Raw genomic sequence first — 21,614 nt, forward strand, 5'->3', positions numbered from 1 at the left:
CTCATCGTAGGCTTATATTTATTATCTGCAGATAATCACTGGCATCTTCGATTAAATCGCTTATGCTGGTAAGATCATGTATAAAATCAGAGAGTGCTTTGCCCTCCCAGAAGTTTTTAATCTCTTTTGTCCGGAGCCTTTTGAGCAGGTCAAATTCTATCTCATCAACCTTCTTTTCATAAATTCTAATAGCCAGGCTTTTTTCTCTCAAATCAGCACGTCCGGATAATGTCTCAATGGCCGCTAAAAGCATCTCGCACATCTTCGCACTGATGTCCGCAATTCTGGCACAATCATCCTTTGTTTCTTCATCTAACTCTAAATCCGTGTATTCAATAGCCGCATCTTTCGTTACGTCCAGGGCATTATCTACTATCTCCACGAATCTGCATATATTAGGCCGTAGAAACGGTAAAAAGGCCCCTTCATAGATATTTGAAAATATCTCCCTCCTTACTATATCTCCCTCTCTTTCCAAATCGGAGACACTCGATATTAACTCCTTATCCCAGTTCTCTATCGCGGCCTTAAGGGTCGTACAGGCTGAACAAAGAAACCCCATGTGTTTCTTCATCTTATCTACGACTTCCAGTTCCTTCTTGCCGCCCAGAAACAGTTCTTTAAGCACTATGCCCCTCTATTGCTTTCTCTATCAGCGAACCAGCCATGACATCAAATAAAGATACAACCCCGCGGACTTTGCCTTCTTCACAGACAATGACCCTGGCAATATTAAACTTTTCCATCAAGGCCATGACATGCTCGATGGGCATGTCTTTGGTAACACATACCAATGGCTTGGAAGTAATTTCTCCGACCTTTATTTTCCTTGGGTTAAGATTCTTATTTATGATCTTAAACACAATATCTCTTACCGTGATTAATCCATAAACATCCTGTTCATCCTTGGGATTTACCAGTAAAGACCGGATCCTTTTATCAACCATCTTTTCTATGGCATCGTACACCGTGGCCTCGGGTTGTATGTATTCTATCTTTTTGTTCATTACCTCTTCTACCTTCATACGCTTTCCTCCAGTCTAACCGTACACATCCGGTATGCCCACTCCCTATGGGTCCTAACACATATTTCTAAACTATTTTATCCGTAGAAGCCATCTTTTTATTATCTACTATGTCGCCTGACGTTTCTGACAGAATGGCGGCCTTCATATAACGCCTGAGGCACAGACGAAGCCGTTAGGTTTGTAAGTTTCCGTTTGTGTTGTTGTTTATCTGCCGTTGGTCATGTATCTATTTTGATATTATCTCCTTTTTGCTTTGCAAAAAAGGCATTTAACCCTGCTGCTGAAAGATTTAATACAAAAGTCAACCAGAAACCAAAGGTATATTCAAGCTGTACCATACCCCCAGTCTGGTTAAGTACGTCATTATCCATCTTTGATTTGAGCAGTAAAAGCATAACAGCTCCAATGCCACCGATGATAGCTGTTACAATAGGACTTTTTTTAGTTTTCAAAAGGCTTAAACCTAACCCAACAATTACGGATAAAAAGGCGCAAATTGCCAGCGGTTCTCTTTTTAACTTTTGAGTTTGCTTTTGTTCAAACATCCCGGGTTGCTTAATGGTCGTGCCTGTAACCAATTGAATTCCGGTGAAACTGGCAACTTTCTGACCACCGCAAGAAACATTGACAAACGGCAGGAAGAAACAGATTAAAGCAACTCCAAAGATAGCCGGTGAAATTTTCCTAAGCCCACTTTCCATGATACTCCTCGTTTATCATGTTTTAATGACCAATGGCGTATAACGGGCTGGCAGGGCTTTTCACTAACCCTCCTAAAGCCTAATTTTTCGATTATTACTCCCCTCCCTACCGGGAAGCATCCCGAAGCCTGCCGAGCGAGCGATGTCCTGCCTATCGTCAAGCACAAACGAAGCCGTCTGGTTTTGGCTTTAGCTGTTTGCACTGTGTTAGGCGACGTGTTTCTTCAGTTCGATTGAGAGAGGTGTTTGCTCTTTCAGCGTACTAACTTTCAATATGGAAAATCCAATGACATTCCCTTCATTATCTACTTTTTCCATCACTGCGTCATTTTCTGTTTCTTTGAAATAGCCCGTCTTTCGTTCAAAGAGAACTTCAAGATAATCCCCTTCTTTATCATACCAAACTTTTATTGCTTCTCCCATAACACCTCTCCTTTTTTGATAGTGTCCGTAAAATACGCCGTTAATATAAAAACATCATCAACTCTTACTTCACGATAACACACAGATATTTCTCACCAGCAGGAGTCACCAGGTAATGGCGATAAAAGAGTTCCGCTTCTGAATCTGTCTTCGATCTGACAACAATCTCCGGCTGTGATAACGTTTCTGCAACCTTGTCAATTTGACCAGCCATTTCCGGATGATCATTCTCAAAATGTTCAAGACGCTCATCAGTAAGCCGCACGTTCCTATCATATAAATCCTTAAACCATCTGGTAGTCTTTTTATTTCACCTCCGAAGCAAGGCAACCCTTTTTCTGCACATTCTCTTTTCAAGTAGTCGTTTGGATGGCACGCTATAGAAACTTCTACCAAATATTCATTGTGCATAGCCCCTTTTTCTACTAATAAACCCTCACAATAAACCTTGGCTTCAAAGTTTTCAGTCGTAGATCCTTTTTGATTACGCGGGAAGTACTGACAATATAAATTTAATCCGGGTCTTTCAAAACACGCCAAAAAAGTTGCAATTGGCAATATTTCTTCAATCAACCCCTTGCAGCCATCTTTTCTTAATCTGAGGTTTGATATACCAGTCTCCGACTGCAACAAGCCCTCAAAGGCATTGAAAGCCTTATCGATAAAGGTTCTTGACTCCAATTTAGTTTCAAAATCTCTTAATTGAATCATCATCTATTGCGGCAAGTAATTTTGTACAACTCCTTCATAAGCGAACTGGTTCGGATATACCTCTAGATTTGGGGTTATATCCGAAGTACTTCGGATATTTCAACTCTAGCTGAAGACCAGAATCTCTCCCCTGCCAAATATATTGCCGATCCCTATTACGGCTCTCATATTCGCCTATAACCATCGGAATTGTCAAATATTTTTATAGGTGTGTGATATCGGCTAAAGCGCTTCAAGCAGTAATCTGATCGAAGGAACACTCTATATTGGGAGATTATGATGCGGCTACTTGTACCAGTTCTCCGGTGGTGTCAACAAAAAGTCCTGCAGAGGGATGCCGGAGCCTCCCACTAACAGCTTTTTCTTAACTGTAAATTCACTGGAAAAGGCCTCCAGCCCAGGCAGGGTACCCTTCTTCCGGCTGCTCTTTACCTCGATAGCGATTATAGTTTTGCCCCGGCTCAACACATAGTCTATTTCGCGGTTGCGGCTCGCCCAGTAGAATAATTCCATGTTCTTTCCTCTTATGGCATTAGCCAGTGCTGCGCCAACCGTTGATTCCACGAGGCGTCCCCAGAATTCTGTATCCTGCTTCGCCTCGCTTAAGGTAAAATGGGACTGTGCGGTCATAAGGGCCGTATTCAATACAAGCAGTTTGGGGCTGGAAGCCCTTTGGCGTACACGCTGTCCCGCATATTTAGACAACCCCGTCAATAAGCCGGCCCCGCTTAGAAGGTCAAGATAATGAGCCAGTGTAGTGGTGTTGCCTGCGTCCTGAAGCTGTCCGAGCATTTTTTGATAGGAGAGGATTTGGCCGGAATAGGCACAACCCAATTCAAACAGACGACGCAGCAAAGCGGGTTTATCCACGCGCGTCATCAATAAGATATCTCGTGAAAGCGTGGTTTCAATAAGAGATTCCAAGACATAACGCGACCATCTTTGGGGGTCATTAATCAGACCGGCTGCGCCTGGATAGCCGCCGTAGAAAATGAATTTATCCACATCCCATCCGAACGCCCGGTGCATCTCTTCAAAAGACCAGTGAGTGACCGGCACAACCTCGAACCGGCCAGCAAGGCTCTCGGTAAGCCCACGCTGGACGAGCAAGGGAGAGGAGCCAAGAATCATGACCTGAAGATGGATGCCGCTGGCGGTGTCTTCATCCCAAAGGCGTTTTACGCTTTCAGACCACCCGGGTATCTTTTGGATTTCATCCAAGACCAATAAGGCCCTTCGGGGTTCGCCCGTAGATCCGGCCTTGAAACGTGCAGTTTCCCATTGTTGTTCGATCCATATCCGATCCTTTAACGCAGGCTCATCGGCTGAGGCATAATGGCCCGGAATGGCTATGGATTCAAGTACCTGCCGGGCCAGGGTGGTTTTCCCGGTCTGGCGGGGGCCGGCCAAAACCTGGATAAACCGGCGCGTCTCGGTGAACCTGCTGAAAAGGACGTTAAATACCGCTCTCTTATACATAATTTGCCTTTTTAATTTTAACTCATAGCCTTGAGTAAAATTACTCAGGATGTTGAGTAATTTGTCTGAGTTAAAAAATTTATATAGTATTCCGGGCGTCATGTCAACAGCTACATGCTTAGGGTACATCTTTGGCGTACCATTTAACTTTTTCTCTCCTCCGCCGATATTTCCCATTGTGGATAATACGAAAGAAGATGTTATCGGCCATCGCGAGCGGCTGAAGGAACGCTATCTTAAGAATGGTGCGGCCGGGCTTCAGGGCTATGAGGTACTGGAACTCCTCCTGACCTATGCCCTCGCCCGCCGCGATGTCAAACCTCTGGCCAAGAAACTGTTAAAGGAGTTCAAATCCTTTCGGGGCGTACTCAGCGCCGCGCCGGATGAGCTTCAGACCATCCAGGGGTTGGGTAAACACACCGCCGCACTAATCAAACTGGTCCGGGACTGCTCGGATCTTTACCTAAAAGAAGAAGTCATGGGGAAAGAGACCATCTCCTCGCCCCGGGCCCTTATCGATTATTGCCGGTCGGCCATGGCCGGTCTCAAAAACGAGTATTTTCGCTGCCTGTTTCTCAACACCAAAAACAAGGTGCTGGCCGATGAAATAATACAGGAAGGAACCATCAGTCAGGCCGTGGTCTATCCCCGCAAGATAATAGAAAGGGCCATCCACCATAAGGCCACCGCCTTGATCTTCGTACACAACCACCCCAGCGGTGACGTAAAACCCTCCAGTGAAGACCTGTCCCTGACGGAGACCTTAAAGAAAGCGGCCGCGGCTGTAGGCATCGCCGTCCACGACCATTTAATTGTAGGCGAAGACGGGTGTTTCAGCTTCCGGGAAGAGGGGCTGCTGTAAGATAAGCATTCAGCCATCAGCTTTCAGCGGTCAGCCTTCCATAGGAGACTCGTGTGGTGCGTCATAAGCCCCTTTACTTTGATTGTCATCCCGGGCTTGACCCGGAATCCAGTCTTTTTGCCTTTCTGGATTCCTGCTTCCGCAGGAATGAAGGTTTTTGATGCCACAATATATGTAAAGAAATGTTGGACGCACTGCACTAGATTTTTCTTTTTGCTGACAGCTGATAGCTGATAGCTTCTTACAATAATAAAGGTTCTCATTGACCCCGGATTGGCTATTATGTTAGAGATTCGATAACCTATGCATGAACTATCCATCGCCCAGGGAATTCTTGACATCATCCAGAACGAGGCAGAGAAAAACGCCATTGAACGCATATCTGCCGTAAGGCTTAAACTGGGCAAGTTGACCGCCGTTGAACCCTCTTCCCTTTCTTTTTGTTTTGAGCTAATAACCAAAGGAACTCTGGCCGAAGGGGCAAGATTAGAGATAGATACCGTCCCGATCACCGGCCGCTGCGCCCAATGCGGAAGGGAATTTACATTAGAAGACCCTTTCTGCAACTGTCCGGGTTGTCAGGGTCTTAAAATCGACATCCTCACCGGTCGCGAATTTTACATTTGCGAGATCGAAAGCGATGATTAGATACACTATTCAGCCACAAAGTCACCAAGGCACAAAGGGTCGATATAATTTATGACTGGAAAGAATCACGGTTTAACAAAATTATTCTATAAAATCTTCGTGTCTTTGTGCCTTAGTGGCTAAATAAGTTAGGGTCAATGAAAGGAGCTAATCTTTGAAGGTATCCGTCGTCCGCAATATCCTGGAGGCCAACGAGGCCATTGCCCAAAAGAATAGAAAATTATTCAAGGGAAAAGGCATATTCACCATAAATCTCATGAGTTCACCTGGCGCGGGGAAAACCACCCTTTTGGAAAATACGGTCGAAGCGCTGAAGGACAGATTGCGTATGGCGGTAATAGAAGGGGATATACAATCCTCGGTCGATGCCAGGCGCATAGCCAAAAAAGGGGTTCAGGCCATACAGATTAACACTGACGGAGGTTGCCACCTGGACGCCAACATGATTCAGAATGTCCTCGCCCACCTGGACCTGGATAACCTTGACCTCCTTATCGTAGAAAACGTGGGGAACCTGGTATGCCCGGCGGAGTTTGACATAGGTGAAAACGTGAAGACCATGATCCTGAGCGTGACCGAAGGCGACGATAAGCCGCTCAAATATCCGGTCATGTTCCGTGAATCAACGGTCCTTTTAATAAACAAGATCGACCTCCTGCCATACACAAACTGCAAGATAAACAATATAAAGAAGGCCGTCCTTAAACTGAACCCAAAGATAAAGATATTCGAGGTCTCCTGCCGCACCGGAGAGGGCCTGGAAAACTGGTATAAATGGATCAGACAGCAGACAAAGAAAAAGTAACCCGCCGGATTAAGGCCACCGTCCATGGAATAGTACAGGGCGTGGGGTTTCGTCCTTTTATTTATCAACTGGCGCGGCGGTACGACCTCAAGGGCTATGTAACCAATACCTCCCATGGCGTAGATATTGACGTCGAAGGAGAGTCCCAGGCCATAGACTCTTTTTTAAAGGCCATCCGCTCTGAATCCCCTCCCCTGGCCAATATCACCGCCCTGGAGAAATCCGAACATCCCCCGGCCGGATACGGCGATTTTAGCATCCATGAAAGTCAGGCTTCAGACGGCCGCTCCGCCCTTATCTCCCCGGACATCTGTGTCTGCGACGAGTGTCTGGCCGAACTTCTGGACATTAAAAACCGCCGCTATGGCTATCCCTTCATCAACTGCACCAATTGCGGGCCCCGCTATACCATTATCGAAGATATACCTTACGACCGCCCCAAGACCTCTATGAAGTCATTTCCCATGTGCCCGGAATGTGAGGCCGAATACCGCGACCCCCTTAACCGCCGTTTTCATGCCCAGCCCAATGCCTGCTGGACCTGCGGCCCCCGGGTAACTCTTTACGACGCGAATAAAAACCGTGTAGTATGCAAAGACCCTGTCATTCAAGCGGCTAATCTTCTCCGTCAAGGCAAGATACTGGCCATAAAAGGCCTGGGGGGATTTCACCTGGTAGTTGACGCCACAATAGACGAGACCGTGCGTACCCTTCGCCAACGCAAGCACCGTGAGGAAAAGCCGCTGGCCCTTATGTCTCCGGATGTTGAAACCATAGAAACCTACGCCCGGGTAAATTCTTACGAATCAAAGGTTCTCCTATCGCCTCAGCGCCCCATTGTCCTTTTAAAAAAGAGGCCGCGCCCTGCCATCTCTGCCGGGGTGGCCCCGCATAATAAATATTTGGGGGTCATGCTCCCCTACACACCCCTACATTACTTACTGCTGAAACAAGGGTTCGTGGCGCTGGTCATGACCAGCGGCAATCTGAGTGAAGAACCCATTGCCATCGGCAACGATGAGGCCTTCCGTCGCCTGGGCCATATTACAGACTACTTTCTTATGCACGACCGGGATATCTATATGCGCTGCGATGACTCGGTGGTGCGGGTTAATAGAGGAAAGGCCCACCCTGTCCGCCGGGCCCGCGGCTATGTCCCGATGCCGATAATACTTAAAGAAAATATGCCGGAAATTCTGGCCTGCGGGGCCGAATTAAAAAATACTATTTGCCTGACTAAAGGACAAAACACCTTTCTCAGCCAGCATATCGGTGACCTGGAAAACCTGGAGACCCTGGAATCTTTTACCGAGGTTATTGAACATCTCAAGCGCATCCTGGAAATCACCCCCCGGATCATTGCCTATGACCTCCACCCCGAATATTTAAGCACCAAATATGCCCTGGCCCAAAATGACCTGACCAAATACGGCGTCCAGCATCACCATGCCCATATTGTTAGTTGTATGGCCGAACATGGGTTAAATGAAGAGGTGATTGGTCTGGGTATGGATGGAACCGGCTATGGCACAGACGGCGCTATCTGGGGAGGCGAAATACTGATAGCCCGCCGGGACTCATTCGAGAGGGCCGGGCACCTGGATTACGTCCCCTTACCCGGCGGAGCCGCCGCTATCAAAGAGCCTTGGCGCATGGCGGTAAGTTATCTCCATGAAGCCTACGGTGAAGGCTTTCTCAATTTAGATATCCCCTTCGTGAAAAATCACGACGAAAAAACCCTATCCCTCTTAGCCGCAGCCATTAAGAAAAAAATTAACACCCCCCTGACATCGAGCTGCGGCCGTCTATTTGACGGTATCGCGGCCCTTTTGTGTTTGCGAGATAAGGTAGCCTATGAGGGACAGGCCGCCGTGGAATTGGAGATGTCCATTACCGGCTACGGAGTGGCGGCCTATGACTACCGCATAGAAAAAAGAGATGGCAAATGGGCTGTGGATGTCAGGCCGATTATTGAGCAAGTCGTGACGGACATACAGAAAGAGACAAAAAAGGGACTTATTGCCCATAAGTTTCACCACACCCTGGCCCGGATGTTTACAGATATATGTATAAAGCTGAGGAGTGAACGAGGCCTCACGAAAGTGGCCTTAAGCGGCGGTGTTTTCCAAAATATGACTCTCCTCTCAAGGCTGACAAGTCTCTTGCGGAGAAACCGTTTTAAGGTCTATACTCACCGCATGGTGCCGACAAATGACGGAGGAATATCCCTGGGTCAGGCCGTAGCGGCATGTGCTATGGAGAAGAAAAAGGGCGGTGAAATATAGGGCGGTGAAATATAATGTAGGATGAAAAAACGTTGGCTAAGGTAGTTTCAGAGCTACGCTGGTGGATGCTGACTGTAACAAATGACCAGTCGTCTTGTGCGGTTGGCCCAAACACCCCAAATCAACAGAGCATTGACGATGGGAAGAATGCCAAGAATTAAACAAGAGTGGAGGCCCTAAGATGTTTGAAGCTATTGTACAGACAGTACGTGAACCCCTTATTGTACTGGATTCAGACTTGAGGGTTTTTTTAGCAAACCGCAGTTTTTATAAATCATTCAAGGTAACGCCTGAGGAGACTATAGGTAATCTTATATATGACCTCGGAAACCGGCAGTGGGATATTCCCAGGCTTCGGACGTTGCTGGAAGAGATTCTGCCCAAAGATAACAAGTTCGATGACTATGAAGTTGAGCATATATTTTCAAACATAGGACACAAAATAATGCTTCTCAATGCCCGCCGTATCACTCACAAAGAAATAGGTTCCCAGATGATCCTCCTTGCTATTGAAGATATTACAAAATTCAGAAAGCTGGAAAGAGAGCGAAAGAATATCCTGTCCATGTTTGCACATGACATGAAAAACCCTGCGCTCATATCGGAGGGTTTTCTGTCGAGACTCATCTTAGGCAAGACAGGGGCCCTGACGGAAGAGCAACAGGACTACCTTAAAATTATCCATAGTGAACTCAACAAATTATCACAATTAATATCAGATTTTCTGCAGTTTTCGAGATTTGAAGCAATAGAATATAAGCCTGTTTACGCTCCATTTAATATAGAAGAGGAAATTCGGAAAAATATTGAAGCGGAAAAAGTGGAGGCTGAAAAGAAAAAAATCATTATAGGCATTGAACACCCGGATACAATAACTCCTATAGTTAATGCAGATGCTGCTATGGTAAATCGCGTGATCAGAAATCTTCTCGTCAACGCAATAAAATATACCGACACTGGAGGAGCTGTAACAATCAAAATATCAGACCGAGGCAATGAAATACTTGTCTCTGTTAAAGATACAGGCATAGGAATACCGGAAGATCATCTGCCTTATATATTTGATGCATTCTACCGTGCGGGAAACTCAAAGGGTTCGGGGCTTGGGTTGTCCATTGCCAAAGCAATAATAGAAGGCCATGGAGGATGGATATGGGCTGAAAGCATACCCGCCAATGGCAGTACCTTTAGCTTCATTTTGCCGAAATAGCAAAATAATCTTTGGCGTGTAAGCGGCAAGGATGGCACAGCAGAGATATAAGAAATGAACAAAAAAAATATTTCATCTAAACTTCTTCGATTTTGGAAAATACTTGGACCCGGACTTGTTACCGGTGCAAGCGATGATGACCCTTCAGGCATTGCAACCTACTCACAGGCAGGCGCTGCATACGGACTTTCAACTCTCTGGACTGCACTTATTACATTTCCACTCATGGCTTCAATTCAGGAAATGTGTGCAAGAATTGGCTTGGTTACTTCACATGGTTTAGCAGGAACGCTTAAAACTCATTATTCAAAACCTGTTTTGTATTTAATGTTGTTGTTTAGTTTTCCTGCCATTGTACTGAATATTGGCGCTGACATTGCGGGAATGGGAGCAGTGGGTAATCTATTGTTCCCTTCCATTAAGGCAACGTATTTCAGCATTGTTTTCACCATCATACTTTTGGAGTAGTTATCTATGTGCCTAGCCGTACCTATGCAAGTCCTGGAGCTTAAGGAAAATACAGCCGTGGTGGATATGGGCGGCACGCGCAAGGCAGTACGCCTGGACGCTATTGACAGGCCGCCCACGGTAGGCGACTATGTGATTGTACACGCCGGATTCGCCATCCACTGCATTGACGAAGAAGAGGCCAAAATCACCCTGCAATACTTTGAGGAAATATTTGCCGATGAAACATCTCGATGAATACCGCGATCCGCATCTAGCCGGGAAGTTAATAGATAAAATAAAGGCGTTATCGCACCGGCCGGTCCGGCTTATGGAGGTTTGCGGAACCCACACCGTTTCTATATTCAGAAGCGGGATACGAAGCCTGCTGCCGCCCTCTATTACCCTGCTGTCCGGCCCCGGCTGCCCTGTCTGTGTCACGGCCACGGAGGAAATAGATAAGTTTATCAAGCTCGGCCAACAAAAGGATACGATTGTTGCTACCTTTGGCGACCTGGTACGCGTGCCGGGGTCCTCGTCGTCCCTGCAGAAGGAGCGGGCGGATGGGGCAGATATCCGCGTGGTCTATTCCACATTTGACGCCTTGGACATCGCCCGCCGGAATCCATCCCGCACGGTTGTCTTCCTGGCGGTGGGCTTTGAGACCACTGCGCCGACTATTGCGGCGGCAGTAAAAGAGACCAAAAAAGAAGGAATTGGCAACTTTTATATTATCCCGGCCCATAAGATTATCCCCCCGGCCATGGAGGCCCTTTTGGCCGGCGGAGAGCTGGCCATCGACGGCTTCATCTGCCCGGGGCATGTATCCGTCATCATTGGCGCAGATGCCTACCGGCCGGTCGCCGATAAATATCACATCCCCTGCGTAGTGGCCGGTTTCGAACCCGTAGATATATTGCAGACCATTTACATGTTATTGTCCCAGATTGAAGAGGGAAAGGCTATAGTGGAAATCCAGTACCGGAGGGCGGTCAACTTCACCGGCAATGAAAAGGCATTGGCCCTGCTCTCGGAGGTCTTTGAGACCTGCGACGCGCCATGGCGCGGGCTTGGCACTATACCTGATAGCGGCTTAAGATTAAGGGATAATTACCGCGCCCTGGATATTGAGACAAAGTTCGATCTAACCGTGCCCAGGACCCAGGATCATCCCGGTTGCAGTTGTGGGGACATACTGCGGGGCGTCAAAACCCCGCTTGACTGCGTCCTTTACCGGAAGGTCTGCACGCCTTCCAATCCCTATGGCCCCTGTATGGTCTCGACCGAAGGGACATGCGCAGCCTATTACAAATATCATGATTGATGATCTCGTAAAAAGTAAAATTTACCGCAGAGGTCGCCGAGAACGCTGAGATAACATATTAAATAGGTTAAAGTTTTCCTCTGCGGACTCTGCGTGCTCAGCAGTGAAAAGGCTTTTTTACGAATTGATCTTTATTGATATTCTTATTTTCTCTGTGTGCTCTGTGGTAAAAATCTTTTGGCAATACATTATTAAGCCTATGGAGATCCTATGAAACACGACCGGATACTTCTCGACCACGGAAGCGGAGGCCGGGCCTCGCATGAGTTGATCGCCTCTCTTTTCCTCCCCCAATTTGATAATGAATTCCTCAGAGAAATGAACGATAGCGCGGTTATGACCATCGGAGGGACCAAACTGGCCTTCTCTACCGATTCTTATGTAGTCGATCCCATTTTCTTTCCCGGCGGGGATATAGGCAGCCTGGCCATACACGGCACGGTAAACGACCTGGCCATGCGCGGGGCCCGGCCGCTCTATCTGAGTGTCGGGTTCATCATAGAAGAAGGGCTCCCCATGGCCGACCTTAAAGCCATAGCCGGCAGCATGAAAAATGCAGCGGCTGAGGCCGGGGTAGTCATTGCTACGGGAGACACCAAGGTTGTGCCCAAAGGCGCTACAGACAAGGTCTTCATAAATACCGCCGGCATCGGGATAATTGATCCGGACGTCAACATCTCCGGACAAAACGCCAGGCCCGGAGACAAGATAATCTTGAGCGGCACCATCGCCGACCACGGCATAACCATCCTTACCTGCCGGGAAGGCCTGCGATTCGATGCCCCCTTAAAGAGCGATTCCGCTCCCTTAAATACCCTGGTGGCCGAGATGCTGGCGGCGAGCCGGAAAATCAACGTCCTCCGCGACCCCACCCGTGGCGGTCTGGGCACATCCCTCAATGAAATCGCCGGACAATCCCGGGTAGGTATCCGTGTCCACGAAGAGACCATACCCGTTCGTCCCGAGGTACAGGCCGCATGCGAACTCTTAGGGATAGACCCGCTCTATTTAGCCAATGAGGGCAAACTGATAGCCTGCGCAGCGGCCCAGGATGCTGAAAAACTAATTGATATTATGCATAAAAATCCCTATGGCCGGGATGCCTGCATTATTGGCGAGGTCATATCCGATCATCCTGGTAAGGTATTTATGAAAACCATTATCGGCGGTAACCGAATCGTGGACATGCTTACCGGCGAACCCCTCCCGCGCATCTGCTGAATAAAAAGTCATCCATCAGTCATCAACTTTCAGCTATCAGCCATGGGCCATGCGTCATGTGCCTTTTCCTGCCAAGCGCTGAATATTTGCGAAAAAATACCCGGCCGGGAGACAAACATGGCCAAAATACTTGACTTTTGTGTATCGAGTGTTAAATTGCCCTGCTAGATTAATATTATTCACTATACAATTATAGACAGGGAGTGGTGGTTATGTTTTTTGGGTACTTGGTGTTGGGGGGAGGGGAAGCTGGATGCCGGGCATCAGAGTTAAAACAGATGAGTCCTTTGAATTTGCCCTAAAGCGTTTTAAAAAGCAATGCGAGAAGGCTGGCATATTATCCGAAATTCGTAAAAGGGAACACTACGAAAAGCCTAGTATTAAACGAAAAAAGAAAATATTGGCCGCGAAAAAAAGGGCGTTAAAGAAGACGCGCAGGTACGTAGAGAGATAATACTCTTAGTTGGAACCATTAAGCCGACAGGAAGTTTGTCTTAAAGCGCGAATATCCGCCCGATCTATTTTATACTTGTAATGCGTTAAGAGTTCTCACCCCGCAAATAAAGGGGGTGAGACATATCATAAGTTGACCGACAAAAAGTCATTAACATTATTACAGGCGCAACCGAGACAACGAAGATGGCCTGTCAAGGGATTTAACAGGCATTAAAGTCTAAGGGTTTGTTTTGCTGTCTTTCTGTATTATCTTGTTCGCCGTATAAAGTTGGTTTTCTCTCTGATTATTAAAAGGCCTCCTATACGGGCCCATACATAATGAGAAAGTCAACACAAATAAAAGGCGTCTCAAATTTGTCTTTATTCCAGTGTGTTTCCCGCCCACACAAGCCGGGGAAGCATGGGGCATTTTTGATTGTCAACCCCATCTGCTTTTCTGTGTCATCTTGCTTCGATTATTACGCCCGCCGGGTAGCTATTAACTATAGGATGGTTGCTTGATGGCGCTATTACCGGACAGTAAAATCGACGAAATCGGGAATACGGCCAACATAGTTGAAGTCATCAGTAACTATGTATCTCTAAAAAAAGTCGGCCGCAATTATCAGGGGCTTTGTCCGTTCCATTCTGAGAAGACTCCCTCTTTCAGCGTAAGCGAAGAAAAACAAATCTTTCATTGTTTCGGCTGCGGCATCGGAGGCAATGTCTTTAGCTTTCTAATGCGATACCACAACATATCCTTTGTGCAGGCAGTGCGAGACCTGGCCAAACAATATCAAATCCCCCTCCCTGATATCCGGACCTCCCCACATAAACGAAATGAAACAGACAAAACAGAACTAATTTATAACCTAAACGAAAAAGCTGCGGCCTACTATACTTACATTCTCAATAATCACCCGGAGGCCAAACCGGCCATGGCCTATCTGGAAAAGAGGGGGTTTCCCCCTGATCTAACCGCCTTATTCGGCCTTGGCTACGCACTGCCGAACTGGGACGGTCTTTGCCGCCAGTTAACCCGGCATAATCACCCTCTCCCCCTGGCAGAAGAGGCGGGATTGGTTATACAGAAAAAAAATGGGGGATATTATGATCGTTTCCGTAATCGCATAATCTTCCCTATCTTCGATGTCGCAGGAAGAGTTATTGCCTTTGGAGGCCGCGTCCTGGACGATACCCTGCCCAAATATCTCAATTCACCGGAAACACCTGTCTATCATAAAGGAAATTCCCTCTACGGCCTTCATCTGGCCAGGAATGAATTCAGACATAAAGGCCGTGGATTCATCGTGGAGGGCTATTTTGACTTTTTATCTCTCTACGCCTATGGCATAAAAAATGTCGTGGCTACGCTGGGAACAGCCCTGACCCCAAATCATATCCGGATCTTAAAAGGCTATGCCGAAGAGTTCATAATCCTCTTTGACTCTGATCAGGCCGGCGTCAATGCCGCTCTGCGGAGCATTCCCCTCTTTTTAAAAGAGGGGGCCTCAGCTAAGGTCTTGATATTACCCAGCGGTCATGACCCGGACACCTTTATCCGCGCCCATGGTGTTGAAAAATTTGAAGATATGGCGGATAAGGCCATGCCCTTGACTAAATTTTTGTTAGACAAACTTACTCAAAAATGGGGACAGTCTCTGGAGGGCAAGGCACAAATTCTCCGGGAGATAAGACCGGCTATCCAGGACATAACCGACCCCATCAAACGATCCCTCTACATAGCCGAGATAGCCGATAGCCTGAAAATAACCGAAGGGCTTATTGAAAAAGCGCTGCGCTGGAATTCGGATATGGAAACTCAAAAGGCGCTCATAAATATAAAGCCGGCGCCCGGAAATGCTGATTTATACCTGGAGAAAACGATTATAGAAATCCTGCTGTCTTATCCGCAATATCTACCAATTTTCTTAAAAGAAAGGAGGGGGGAAGATCTCTTTAAAGATGAAGGGCTTAAGTACATCTTTACTCACCTGAAAAGTATATTTGAAGAAGACGGTGCGGTCGATGCCAGACAATTGCTGGCGAGGGTTAAAGATCCTGCTATGGAAAGCAAGATCGCAGCCATTATGCTCGATGCCCCAACATACACCGGAACTGAGGTGGAATCAGTAGTACAGGATCTTCTAACTAAGGTCCGCGGGCGGGAACTGCAGCGTCAGACAAAAATGCTACTTGGACAAATCAAAGAGGCAGAAAGAACAAAACAATATGGTGTCGCCAACAATGCGGCCAAGGAACTCATGGAAGAGCATAAAAAGCTTTTGGTCCGGCATAAGGGATGATTAATCAAGTAGTTAAGGAGAAAAACCATATGGGCAAAGAGGTAGAGATGGAAGACCTGCGAGAGTTGCTTTCTATAAACGAAGAGGGACGTTACTGCTATAGCGAAAAACTACCGGAAGGCGTCATAGGTTCAGGACAATTAGAAGACACTGTTATCCCCTTTGAGGAGATAGAGATCGGTATCGTGGAAAATGCCAAGGCGGGCGTAGATGCTAAAAAGGCGTTTGTATCCGACCAGGAGTCAGACCGTGATGACGTAACCGTCGATTCAGAAATCATTACCGAGATATCAGACCCGGTCAAGATATACCTGCGAGAAATGGGTCTGGTCTCATTACTAAGTCGCGATGGGGAAGTAGAACTGGCCAAAAAGATCGAACAAGGTGAGCGGGAAATCATGGCCGCCCTCCTGGAAACACCGTTTGGACTGCAAGAAATCCTTAGCCTGGGAGAAAAACTAAAAAAGGGGCGGGTTAACCTCCGGGATATAGTAAAGGATCTGGATGAAGAAAATTCAGATGAAACGGAAAATATCCAGCGCGAACAAAAAGTGATCAGCCTGATCGAGACTGTTGGACGAATTAATAAAGAAAATAAAAAAATAAAAGATGAGTTGCTGGTTACTACCGAGGGTCCTGATTATAAAAAACGCCTCAAAAGAAAACTTATAAAGAATAAACTCGATATTATAAGGTTCCTTAAGGAAATCAAATTAGAACAAAACCAACTCGACAGAATCATTGGCAAGCTCTCCGGCATGGCTAATCAACTGGCCAAAACAGAAGAAACGGTCAAGAAATGTAGAAAAATTCTAAGTATTCCCATTAGCGATATAAAACGACTATTAGGAAAGCCCTTAACCCCTGAGAAAAACAGTAACCTGGCCAAGGCCCTCAAAATAAAACCCTCCAATCTTCGAGAAACGATTGCCACCCTCGCCATCTCCCTGAAGAAAATTCGGCACATCGAATCCGAGGCTAAGATAAGTTCAACCACTCTGAAAAAACTAGTCTTCCAAATAGAAAAAGGGGGCCAAAAAACTCAATATGCCAAGAATGAATTAATAAGGGCCAACCTGAGACTGGTAGTAAGCATAGCTAAAAAGTACACTAACCGCGGTCTGCAATTTCTCGACTTGATTCAAGAAGGTAATATTGGCCTGATGAAGGCTGTAGAAAAGTTTGAATATCAGCGGGGCTATAAATTCAGCACATACGCCACATGGTGGATACGGCAGGCCATCAACCGGGCTATTGCCGACCAGGCTCGGACCATACGCATCCCGGTGCATATGATAGAAACTATTAACAAGCTGATCCGCACTTCCCGATATCTCGTGCAAGAGCTGGGCCGCGAACCAACTCCAGAGGAGATTGCGGAAAGGATGGACTTCCCCGTGGATAAGGTACGTAAGATACTAAAAATCGCCAAGGAGCCCATATCGCTGGAAACTCCCATCGGGGATGAAGAAGACAGTCATCTCGGGGACTTCATAGAGGACAAGAAAACAGCTATACCCCTGGAGGCAGTAGTCAACATGGGTCTGATAGAACAAACCCGAAAAGTTCTGTCCACACTCACTCCACGAGAAGAAAAGGTCTTACGTATGCGTTTTGGGATTGGAGAGCAGACCGACCACACCTTAGAGGAAGTGGGGCAGGATTTTACTGTAACCCGGGAACGTATCCGTCAGATTGAAGCCAAGGCATTGCGCAAATTACGTCACCCTAGCCGGAGCAAACAATTGAAGGGATTTATTGAAAATTAGACCATTTTTTCTTGACAAGGGGTGATTAACCTTTTAATTAGAAGACACTTTGGGGGGCCCATAGCTCAGCTGGAAGAGCCACCGGCTCATAACCGGTAGGTCCCTGGTTCGAACCCAGGTGGGCCCATTATTTTGTTTCATGCTAAAAAATCCCTATGTAACACCTGAAAAGATATCTTTATGTCCGTATGAACCTTAAAAAGGTTCATAGAAAGGGTGCATCATCGGCAGGATGCACCTTTTTTATTGAAACGTTGCCTATGACCTTAATACAAGACATAATAAATATCATTGAGGAAATTGCTCCCTCCGCCTGGGCTGAGAAGTGGGACAATGCCGGCCTGCAGATAGGGTCATTGAGACAGCCGGTCAGCGCAGTCTTTGTGGCGGTTGATCCGACCGCTTCGGTCCTGGAACGGGCCATCAAGTCCAATGCCCAGCTCATAATAACCCACCATCCTCTTTTCTTTCACCCGCTCCGTCAGCTATCTCTTGAAACTTCAACCGGTAAGATCATAACCCGGGCTATACGTAAAAATATCTCTATATATTCCGCTCACACCAACCTGGACATGGCCCCGGACGGGGTCAGCAACGCCTTGATAGAAAGGTTGGCCTTAAAAGATATACATATCCTTAAGGAAGAGGAAACGCCGCCCCCGCCCCATAACAAACTCGTCCCTCTAGGTTACGGCTGCATCGGCACATTTAAGACACCCATAACCTTCAAGCAATTTATTACCAAAATAAAGACCGACTTACAGTTACCATATCTACAGATGGCCGGTAAGGCCCCGGCCAGGGTACGCAAGGTAGCCGTATGCGGTGGAAGTGGTTCTCAATTTATAGAAAAGGCATACAAATCAGGTGCAAACCTGTATATAACCGCCGAACTAAAACATAGCCATGCCCGTATGGCGGAAGAACTCAACTTCTGTGCCCTGGACATTGGCCATTTCCATTCTGAAAAGTTTGGTATGATGGCCCTGGCCCGATTAATACGTAAGAGGCTGGAAAAACAGGATCTAAAAGTTGACATAATAGAAGACCGAACAGAAAAAAGTCCTTTACAGTTAATAAAATGATTGGAGGAAACCACATTGCAACAAGAGGTAAAATTGCTCATCAAGCTCCAGGCCGTTGATCTGGAAGTAAAACACATTCAGGACAAAAAAGAGGAAGGCCCAAAGGGGTTGCGCCATATCGAAAAAAAGGCAGAAGAACAAGAAGAAGAGCTAAAGGCTATCCTGGAAAAACAAGAGGAACTAAAACAAAAGAAAAAAGGAAAGGAAACAGAGTTAGAAGACGAAATAGCTCATCTCAAAAAATGCCAGGGCAAGTTAATGGCAGTGAAGACAAACAGGGAATACCAGGCCCTCTTAAAAGAAATAGAGGAAATTAAAAAGGCGAATCGCAAACGGGAAGATGAGATCGTAGCCGTCATGGAAGATATAGAGCGGCTGGAAAAAGAAATCAAAGAAAAACAAGAGGAGCTAAGTAAAATTGGGGAAGAGATAAACATCGAAAAAGGGAAATTAGATTCGCTTTTTCAGAAATATGACAAGGCATTGGCTAAATTTGAAGGAAATAGGAAAACAATGGTCAAAGACATACCGGAGGAGCTCCTCAAACGCTATGATTTTTTGAGAAGCAAGAGAAACGGCCTGGCCGTAGTGGGTGTCCTAAATGCCGTATGCCTGGGATGTCACATGAATATCCCGCCACAATTGTATAATGAACTGCTTAAGGAAAAAAAGATGATATACTGCCCAAGCTGCCAACGCATAATTTACTACCAGGATGTCCCTAAGGCAGCAAATGAAAAAGGATAGTTTCTTTTCTCCTGCCCTAATCTGGATCCGCCGAAGGCGGAGAACTAAAAAAGTGATAGCACAATTTCAAATGGCAAAATGTCAAACAGCCTTCAGCTTTGAGTTTTGGGCTTTGGCATTCATTTGAACTTTAAACTTTGAACTTACCAACCAGAGTCTTTGCGTTATGAGATTGAAGATTTCCTGTCATAAAAAACGAGAATTTCAGAACTAACAGCCTAACGCACATCCGGCAATGGATCTTATTGAATAAATTGGTTAACTGTGCTATTTTTATAGTGACATAGTTAGAGTAGGCAAGGTGGTCGCTCGTCCTCTCCTGCAAAGCGAGGGGATAAGAGGAAAGTCCGAGCTCCAGAGGGCAAGGTGGTCCGTAACGCGGACTGGGGGTGACCCCAAGGAAAGTGCCACAGAAAATATACCGTCCGCCTCTGGCGTGATAAGGGTGAAAAGGCGAGGTAAGAGCTCACCGTCCCGGTGGTGACACCGGGAGCTAGGCAAACCCCACCTGGAGCAAAACCAAATAGGGGGACGTTTGAGGGCGGCCCGTCCGAGGTTCCCGGGTTGGTTGCTAGAGGCGTCAAGCAATTGACGTCGTAGAGGAATGACCATCGTCCACCTCCGGTGGATAACAGAACTCGGCTTACAGCCTACTCTAACTTGTTTTTCCATAACACCTTAGCTGTTTGAAAACATTGGATCACCTCAGCTCTCAACAGCCTGAAATGCTACAGATTCTTAAATTTGGAACTCAGGAACTCATGAAGAAAAATGCTGTCCTATTCCTGATTTCTTGATTTCCAGATTCATTCATATAAGTGGTAACACTTTAGGTTTTACAACGCATCACATTCACGACAGGCTTTCAAAAATCTAAATTGTTACGTTTTTTCAAGTTGTGGCGCCGCTAACGGCGTTTTTGCTTTTCTATAAATGAGCACCATAGCTATAATAACTGCAGCAGGCAAAGGGGTGCGGATAGGCGCGCCCGTCGCCAAACAATTTTTGCCTGTCCTTGGGAAACCTCTCCTCTGGCATACAATCAAGGTCTTTGAAAACTGTCCGGGTATTGATAATATCATCTTAGTGCTCCCCCCGGATATGGTTAAAATCGGCCGGGAACTATTCCAGACTAAGGGTGAATTTAAAAAACTATGGAAAGTGGTGGCCGGTGGAAAAACCAGACAACAGTCTGTAAGTAACGGGCTGCGGGCTATACCTGAAAAATACAAAATAGTCGTTGTGCATGATGGGGTGCGGCCGCTGGTCAATGAGGATACTATAAAAGAAGTAATAGAATTGGCCAAAGAAAAAGGGGCAGCCATTGCCGCTATGCCGGCGAACGATACGTTGAAGCAGGTTTCGGCCGACGGGTGCATTATAAGAACGGTAGAAAGAAGTCTTATATGGCAGGCGCAGACGCCGCAGGCCTTCCGTGCTGAACTCTTAAGAAGGGCATTTACAGAGGCCCAAAAAGACAATTTCTATGGTACGGATGAGGCCTCGCTCGTAGAGAGGCTGGAAGAACCGGTCTATATAATCAAGGGGGCTTCCACCAATATAAAGGTAACCACGCCTGCCGATCTAAAATTAGTGGAGATATTGCTGAGATATAGATATGGAGACAGCACATAGGGTAGGTTTTGGCTACGACGTACACCGCCTGGTAGAGGGCCGAAGACTGGTGATCGGTGGTGTGGAAATACCCTTTGAAAAGGGGTTGTTGGGCCACTCTGACGCCGATGTCCTTATCCATGCCCTGTGTGATGCCTTACTGGGCGCCGCCTGCGAGGGTGATATCGGACGTCACTTTCCGGATGACGACCTGCGTTATAAAGATAGCTCCAGTATGTACTTATTAAAAGAAGTTATGCATATCGTCAACCGTAAGCGACTTTGTGTGCGCAATGCAGACTTGACCCTCGTGGCAGAAAGGCCAAAGATTCAAAAAATCATCCCGCAAATGGTACAGAATATCAGCTCAGTCTTGAAAATATCCCCTCTTTGCGTAAACATAAAGGCCACCACCACTGAAGGACTGGGGTTTACAGGGCAGGGAGAGGGTATGGCTGCTTTTGCCGTGGTTCTCCTTGGACAAAACCCCTCGAGCGCCTGAAAAAGAGAGATA

General features: G+C 46.7%; 22 protein-coding genes, 1 tRNA gene and 1 other RNA gene. 18 read left to right on the forward strand and 6 right to left on the reverse strand.

The window, feature by feature from the left end; genetic code table 11:
• Nucleotide 1: 1 nt before the first annotated feature.
• The 6 genes from RDU59_00285 to RDU59_00310 all read right to left on the reverse strand — a co-directional run bounded on the left by RDU59_00285 (nt 2) and on the right by RDU59_00310 (nt 4,342).
• Nucleotides 2-628 carry a TIGR00153 family protein gene (locus tag RDU59_00285; GenBank protein ID MDQ7836921.1) on the reverse strand — a complete coding sequence of 209 codons (627 nt, stop codon included), beginning with the start codon at nt 626-628 and terminating at the stop codon, nt 2-4.
• Nucleotides 621-1,025: a CBS domain-containing protein gene (locus RDU59_00290; protein ID MDQ7836922.1), complete on the reverse strand. Its 405-nt coding sequence runs from the start codon at nt 1,023-1,025 to the stop codon at nt 621-623. The genes RDU59_00285 and RDU59_00290 overlap by 8 nt, the downstream gene beginning before the upstream one ends.
• Nucleotides 1,026-1,246: 221 nt before the next feature.
• Nucleotides 1,247-1,729, reverse strand: a complete 483-nt coding sequence (locus RDU59_00295) for a hypothetical protein (protein MDQ7836923.1) — start codon at nt 1,727-1,729, stop codon at nt 1,247-1,249.
• 207 nt (nt 1,730-1,936) lie between these two features.
• Nucleotides 1,937-2,152, reverse strand: a complete 216-nt coding sequence (locus RDU59_00300) for a DUF2283 domain-containing protein (protein ID MDQ7836924.1) — start codon at nt 2,150-2,152, stop codon at nt 1,937-1,939.
• Nucleotides 2,153-2,257: 105 nt separating this feature from the next.
• Nucleotides 2,258-2,866, reverse strand: coding sequence for a hypothetical protein (locus tag RDU59_00305; protein MDQ7836925.1), 609 nt, complete (start codon nt 2,864-2,866; stop codon nt 2,258-2,260).
• Nucleotides 2,867-3,148: 282 nt separating this feature from the next.
• A complete protein-coding gene (locus tag RDU59_00310; protein MDQ7836926.1) occupies nt 3,149-4,342 on the reverse strand; it encodes an ATP-binding protein in 1,194 nt (397 codons plus the stop codon).
• A gap of 178 nt (nt 4,343-4,520) precedes the next feature.
• Here RDU59_00310 and radC point away from each other — a divergent pair, with 178 nt between their 5' ends.
• From radC to ispF, 18 genes are all read left to right on the forward strand, one after another.
• Nucleotides 4,521-5,204 carry a DNA repair protein RadC gene (gene radC, locus RDU59_00315; protein MDQ7836927.1) on the forward strand — a complete coding sequence of 228 codons (684 nt, stop codon included), beginning with the start codon at nt 4,521-4,523 and terminating at the stop codon, nt 5,202-5,204.
• 303 nt (nt 5,205-5,507) lie between these two features.
• Nucleotides 5,508-5,852: a hydrogenase maturation nickel metallochaperone HypA gene (gene hypA / locus RDU59_00320; protein ID MDQ7836928.1), complete on the forward strand. Its 345-nt coding sequence runs from the start codon at nt 5,508-5,510 to the stop codon at nt 5,850-5,852.
• Between the two features lie 154 nt (nt 5,853-6,006).
• The gene (gene hypB, locus RDU59_00325) at nt 6,007-6,657 is read left to right on the forward strand and encodes a hydrogenase nickel incorporation protein HypB (GenBank protein ID MDQ7836929.1); all 651 of its coding nucleotides are present in this window, start codon (nt 6,007-6,009) and stop codon (nt 6,655-6,657) included.
• Nucleotides 6,627-8,942 carry a carbamoyltransferase HypF gene (hypF, locus tag RDU59_00330; GenBank protein ID MDQ7836930.1) on the forward strand — a complete coding sequence of 772 codons (2,316 nt, stop codon included), beginning with the start codon at nt 6,627-6,629 and terminating at the stop codon, nt 8,940-8,942. The genes hypB and hypF overlap by 31 nt, the downstream gene beginning before the upstream one ends.
• Nucleotides 8,943-9,123: 181 nt before the next feature.
• A complete protein-coding gene (locus tag RDU59_00335; protein ID MDQ7836931.1) occupies nt 9,124-10,152 on the forward strand; it encodes an ATP-binding protein in 1,029 nt (342 codons plus the stop codon).
• Between the two features lie 54 nt (nt 10,153-10,206).
• The gene (locus tag RDU59_00340) at nt 10,207-10,620 is read left to right on the forward strand and encodes a divalent metal cation transporter (protein MDQ7836932.1); all 414 of its coding nucleotides are present in this window, start codon (nt 10,207-10,209) and stop codon (nt 10,618-10,620) included.
• 6 nt (nt 10,621-10,626) lie between these two features.
• Nucleotides 10,627-10,857: a HypC/HybG/HupF family hydrogenase formation chaperone gene (locus RDU59_00345; protein ID MDQ7836933.1), complete on the forward strand. Its 231-nt coding sequence runs from the start codon at nt 10,627-10,629 to the stop codon at nt 10,855-10,857.
• Nucleotides 10,841-11,923 carry a hydrogenase formation protein HypD gene (gene hypD / locus RDU59_00350; protein MDQ7836934.1) on the forward strand — a complete coding sequence of 361 codons (1,083 nt, stop codon included), beginning with the start codon at nt 10,841-10,843 and terminating at the stop codon, nt 11,921-11,923. The genes RDU59_00345 and hypD overlap by 17 nt, the downstream gene beginning before the upstream one ends.
• A gap of 210 nt (nt 11,924-12,133) precedes the next feature.
• The gene (gene hypE / locus RDU59_00355) at nt 12,134-13,144 is read left to right on the forward strand and encodes a hydrogenase expression/formation protein HypE (protein ID MDQ7836935.1); all 1,011 of its coding nucleotides are present in this window, start codon (nt 12,134-12,136) and stop codon (nt 13,142-13,144) included.
• 253 nt (nt 13,145-13,397) lie between these two features.
• Nucleotides 13,398-13,598 carry a 30S ribosomal protein S21 gene (gene rpsU, locus RDU59_00360; protein MDQ7836936.1) on the forward strand — a complete coding sequence of 67 codons (201 nt, stop codon included), beginning with the start codon at nt 13,398-13,400 and terminating at the stop codon, nt 13,596-13,598.
• A 502-nt stretch (nt 13,599-14,100) separates the two neighbouring features.
• Nucleotides 14,101-15,885, forward strand: a complete 1,785-nt coding sequence (gene dnaG / locus RDU59_00365; GenBank protein ID MDQ7836937.1) for a DNA primase — start codon at nt 14,101-14,103, stop codon at nt 15,883-15,885.
• A 29-nt stretch (nt 15,886-15,914) separates the two neighbouring features.
• Entirely contained in the window at nt 15,915-17,654 is a 1,740-nt protein-coding gene (rpoD, locus tag RDU59_00370) for an RNA polymerase sigma factor RpoD (protein MDQ7836938.1), read from the forward strand.
• Between the two features lie 54 nt (nt 17,655-17,708).
• Nucleotides 17,709-17,781 (forward strand) — tRNA-Ile (locus RDU59_00375).
• Between the two features lie 61 nt (nt 17,782-17,842).
• Nucleotides 17,843-18,739: a Nif3-like dinuclear metal center hexameric protein gene (locus RDU59_00380; GenBank protein MDQ7836939.1), complete on the forward strand. Its 897-nt coding sequence runs from the start codon at nt 17,843-17,845 to the stop codon at nt 18,737-18,739.
• Nucleotides 18,740-18,754: 15 nt separating this feature from the next.
• The gene (locus RDU59_00385; GenBank protein ID MDQ7836940.1) at nt 18,755-19,486 is read left to right on the forward strand and encodes a C4-type zinc ribbon domain-containing protein; all 732 of its coding nucleotides are present in this window, start codon (nt 18,755-18,757) and stop codon (nt 19,484-19,486) included.
• A gap of 289 nt (nt 19,487-19,775) precedes the next feature.
• Nucleotides 19,776-20,147: RNase P RNA component class A (rnpB, locus tag RDU59_00390), an RNA gene on the forward strand.
• Nucleotides 20,148-20,419: 272 nt separating this feature from the next.
• Nucleotides 20,420-21,121, forward strand: coding sequence for a 2-C-methyl-D-erythritol 4-phosphate cytidylyltransferase (gene ispD / locus RDU59_00395; protein ID MDQ7836941.1), 702 nt, complete (start codon nt 20,420-20,422; stop codon nt 21,119-21,121).
• Nucleotides 21,105-21,602 carry a 2-C-methyl-D-erythritol 2,4-cyclodiphosphate synthase gene (ispF, locus tag RDU59_00400; protein MDQ7836942.1) on the forward strand — a complete coding sequence of 166 codons (498 nt, stop codon included), beginning with the start codon at nt 21,105-21,107 and terminating at the stop codon, nt 21,600-21,602. Before ispD ends, ispF begins: the two co-directional genes overlap by 17 nt.
• Nucleotides 21,603-21,614: the final 12 nt, after the last annotated feature.

The sequence above is a fragment of the Thermodesulfobacteriota bacterium genome (assembly GCA_031082315.1).
Classification (GTDB): Bacteria; Desulfobacterota; QYQD01; order QYQD01; family QYQD01; genus QYQD01.

What these genes read in the sequence shown, in the direction of transcription:
- RDU59_00335 (MDQ7836931.1), top strand. Translation starts at nt 9,124, where the DNA reads ATGTTTGAAGCTATTGTACAGACAGTACGTGAACCCCTTATTGTACTG.
- rpoD (MDQ7836938.1), top strand. Translation starts at nt 15,915, where the DNA reads ATGGGCAAAGAGGTAGAGATGGAAGACCTGCGAGAGTTGCTTTCTATA.
- dnaG (MDQ7836937.1), top strand. Translation starts at nt 14,101, where the DNA reads ATGGCGCTATTACCGGACAGTAAAATCGACGAAATCGGGAATACGGCC.
- rpsU (MDQ7836936.1), top strand. Translation starts at nt 13,398, where the DNA reads ATGCCGGGCATCAGAGTTAAAACAGATGAGTCCTTTGAATTTGCCCTA.
- hypA (MDQ7836928.1), top strand. Translation starts at nt 5,508, where the DNA reads ATGCATGAACTATCCATCGCCCAGGGAATTCTTGACATCATCCAGAAC.
- RDU59_00340 (MDQ7836932.1), top strand. Translation starts at nt 10,207, where the DNA reads ATGAACAAAAAAAATATTTCATCTAAACTTCTTCGATTTTGGAAAATA.
- RDU59_00290 (MDQ7836922.1), bottom strand. Translation starts at nt 1,025, where the DNA reads ATGAAGGTAGAAGAGGTAATGAACAAAAAGATAGAATACATACAACCC.
- hypD (MDQ7836934.1), top strand. Translation starts at nt 10,841, where the DNA reads ATGAAACATCTCGATGAATACCGCGATCCGCATCTAGCCGGGAAGTTA.
- hypE (MDQ7836935.1), top strand. Translation starts at nt 12,134, where the DNA reads ATGAAACACGACCGGATACTTCTCGACCACGGAAGCGGAGGCCGGGCC.
- ispF (MDQ7836942.1), top strand. Translation starts at nt 21,105, where the DNA reads ATGGAGACAGCACATAGGGTAGGTTTTGGCTACGACGTACACCGCCTG.
- RDU59_00345 (MDQ7836933.1), top strand. Translation starts at nt 10,627, where the DNA reads ATGTGCCTAGCCGTACCTATGCAAGTCCTGGAGCTTAAGGAAAATACA.
- RDU59_00305 (MDQ7836925.1), bottom strand. Translation starts at nt 2,866, where the DNA reads ATGATGATTCAATTAAGAGATTTTGAAACTAAATTGGAGTCAAGAACC.
- RDU59_00380 (MDQ7836939.1), top strand. Translation starts at nt 17,843, where the DNA reads ATGAACCTTAAAAAGGTTCATAGAAAGGGTGCATCATCGGCAGGATGC.
- RDU59_00310 (MDQ7836926.1), bottom strand. Translation starts at nt 4,342, where the DNA reads ATGTATAAGAGAGCGGTATTTAACGTCCTTTTCAGCAGGTTCACCGAG.
- ispD (MDQ7836941.1), top strand. Translation starts at nt 20,420, where the DNA reads ATGAGCACCATAGCTATAATAACTGCAGCAGGCAAAGGGGTGCGGATA.
- RDU59_00295 (MDQ7836923.1), bottom strand. Translation starts at nt 1,729, where the DNA reads ATGGAAAGTGGGCTTAGGAAAATTTCACCGGCTATCTTTGGAGTTGCT.
- RDU59_00300 (MDQ7836924.1), bottom strand. Translation starts at nt 2,152, where the DNA reads ATGGGAGAAGCAATAAAAGTTTGGTATGATAAAGAAGGGGATTATCTT.
- hypF (MDQ7836930.1), top strand. Translation starts at nt 6,627, where the DNA reads ATGGATCAGACAGCAGACAAAGAAAAAGTAACCCGCCGGATTAAGGCC.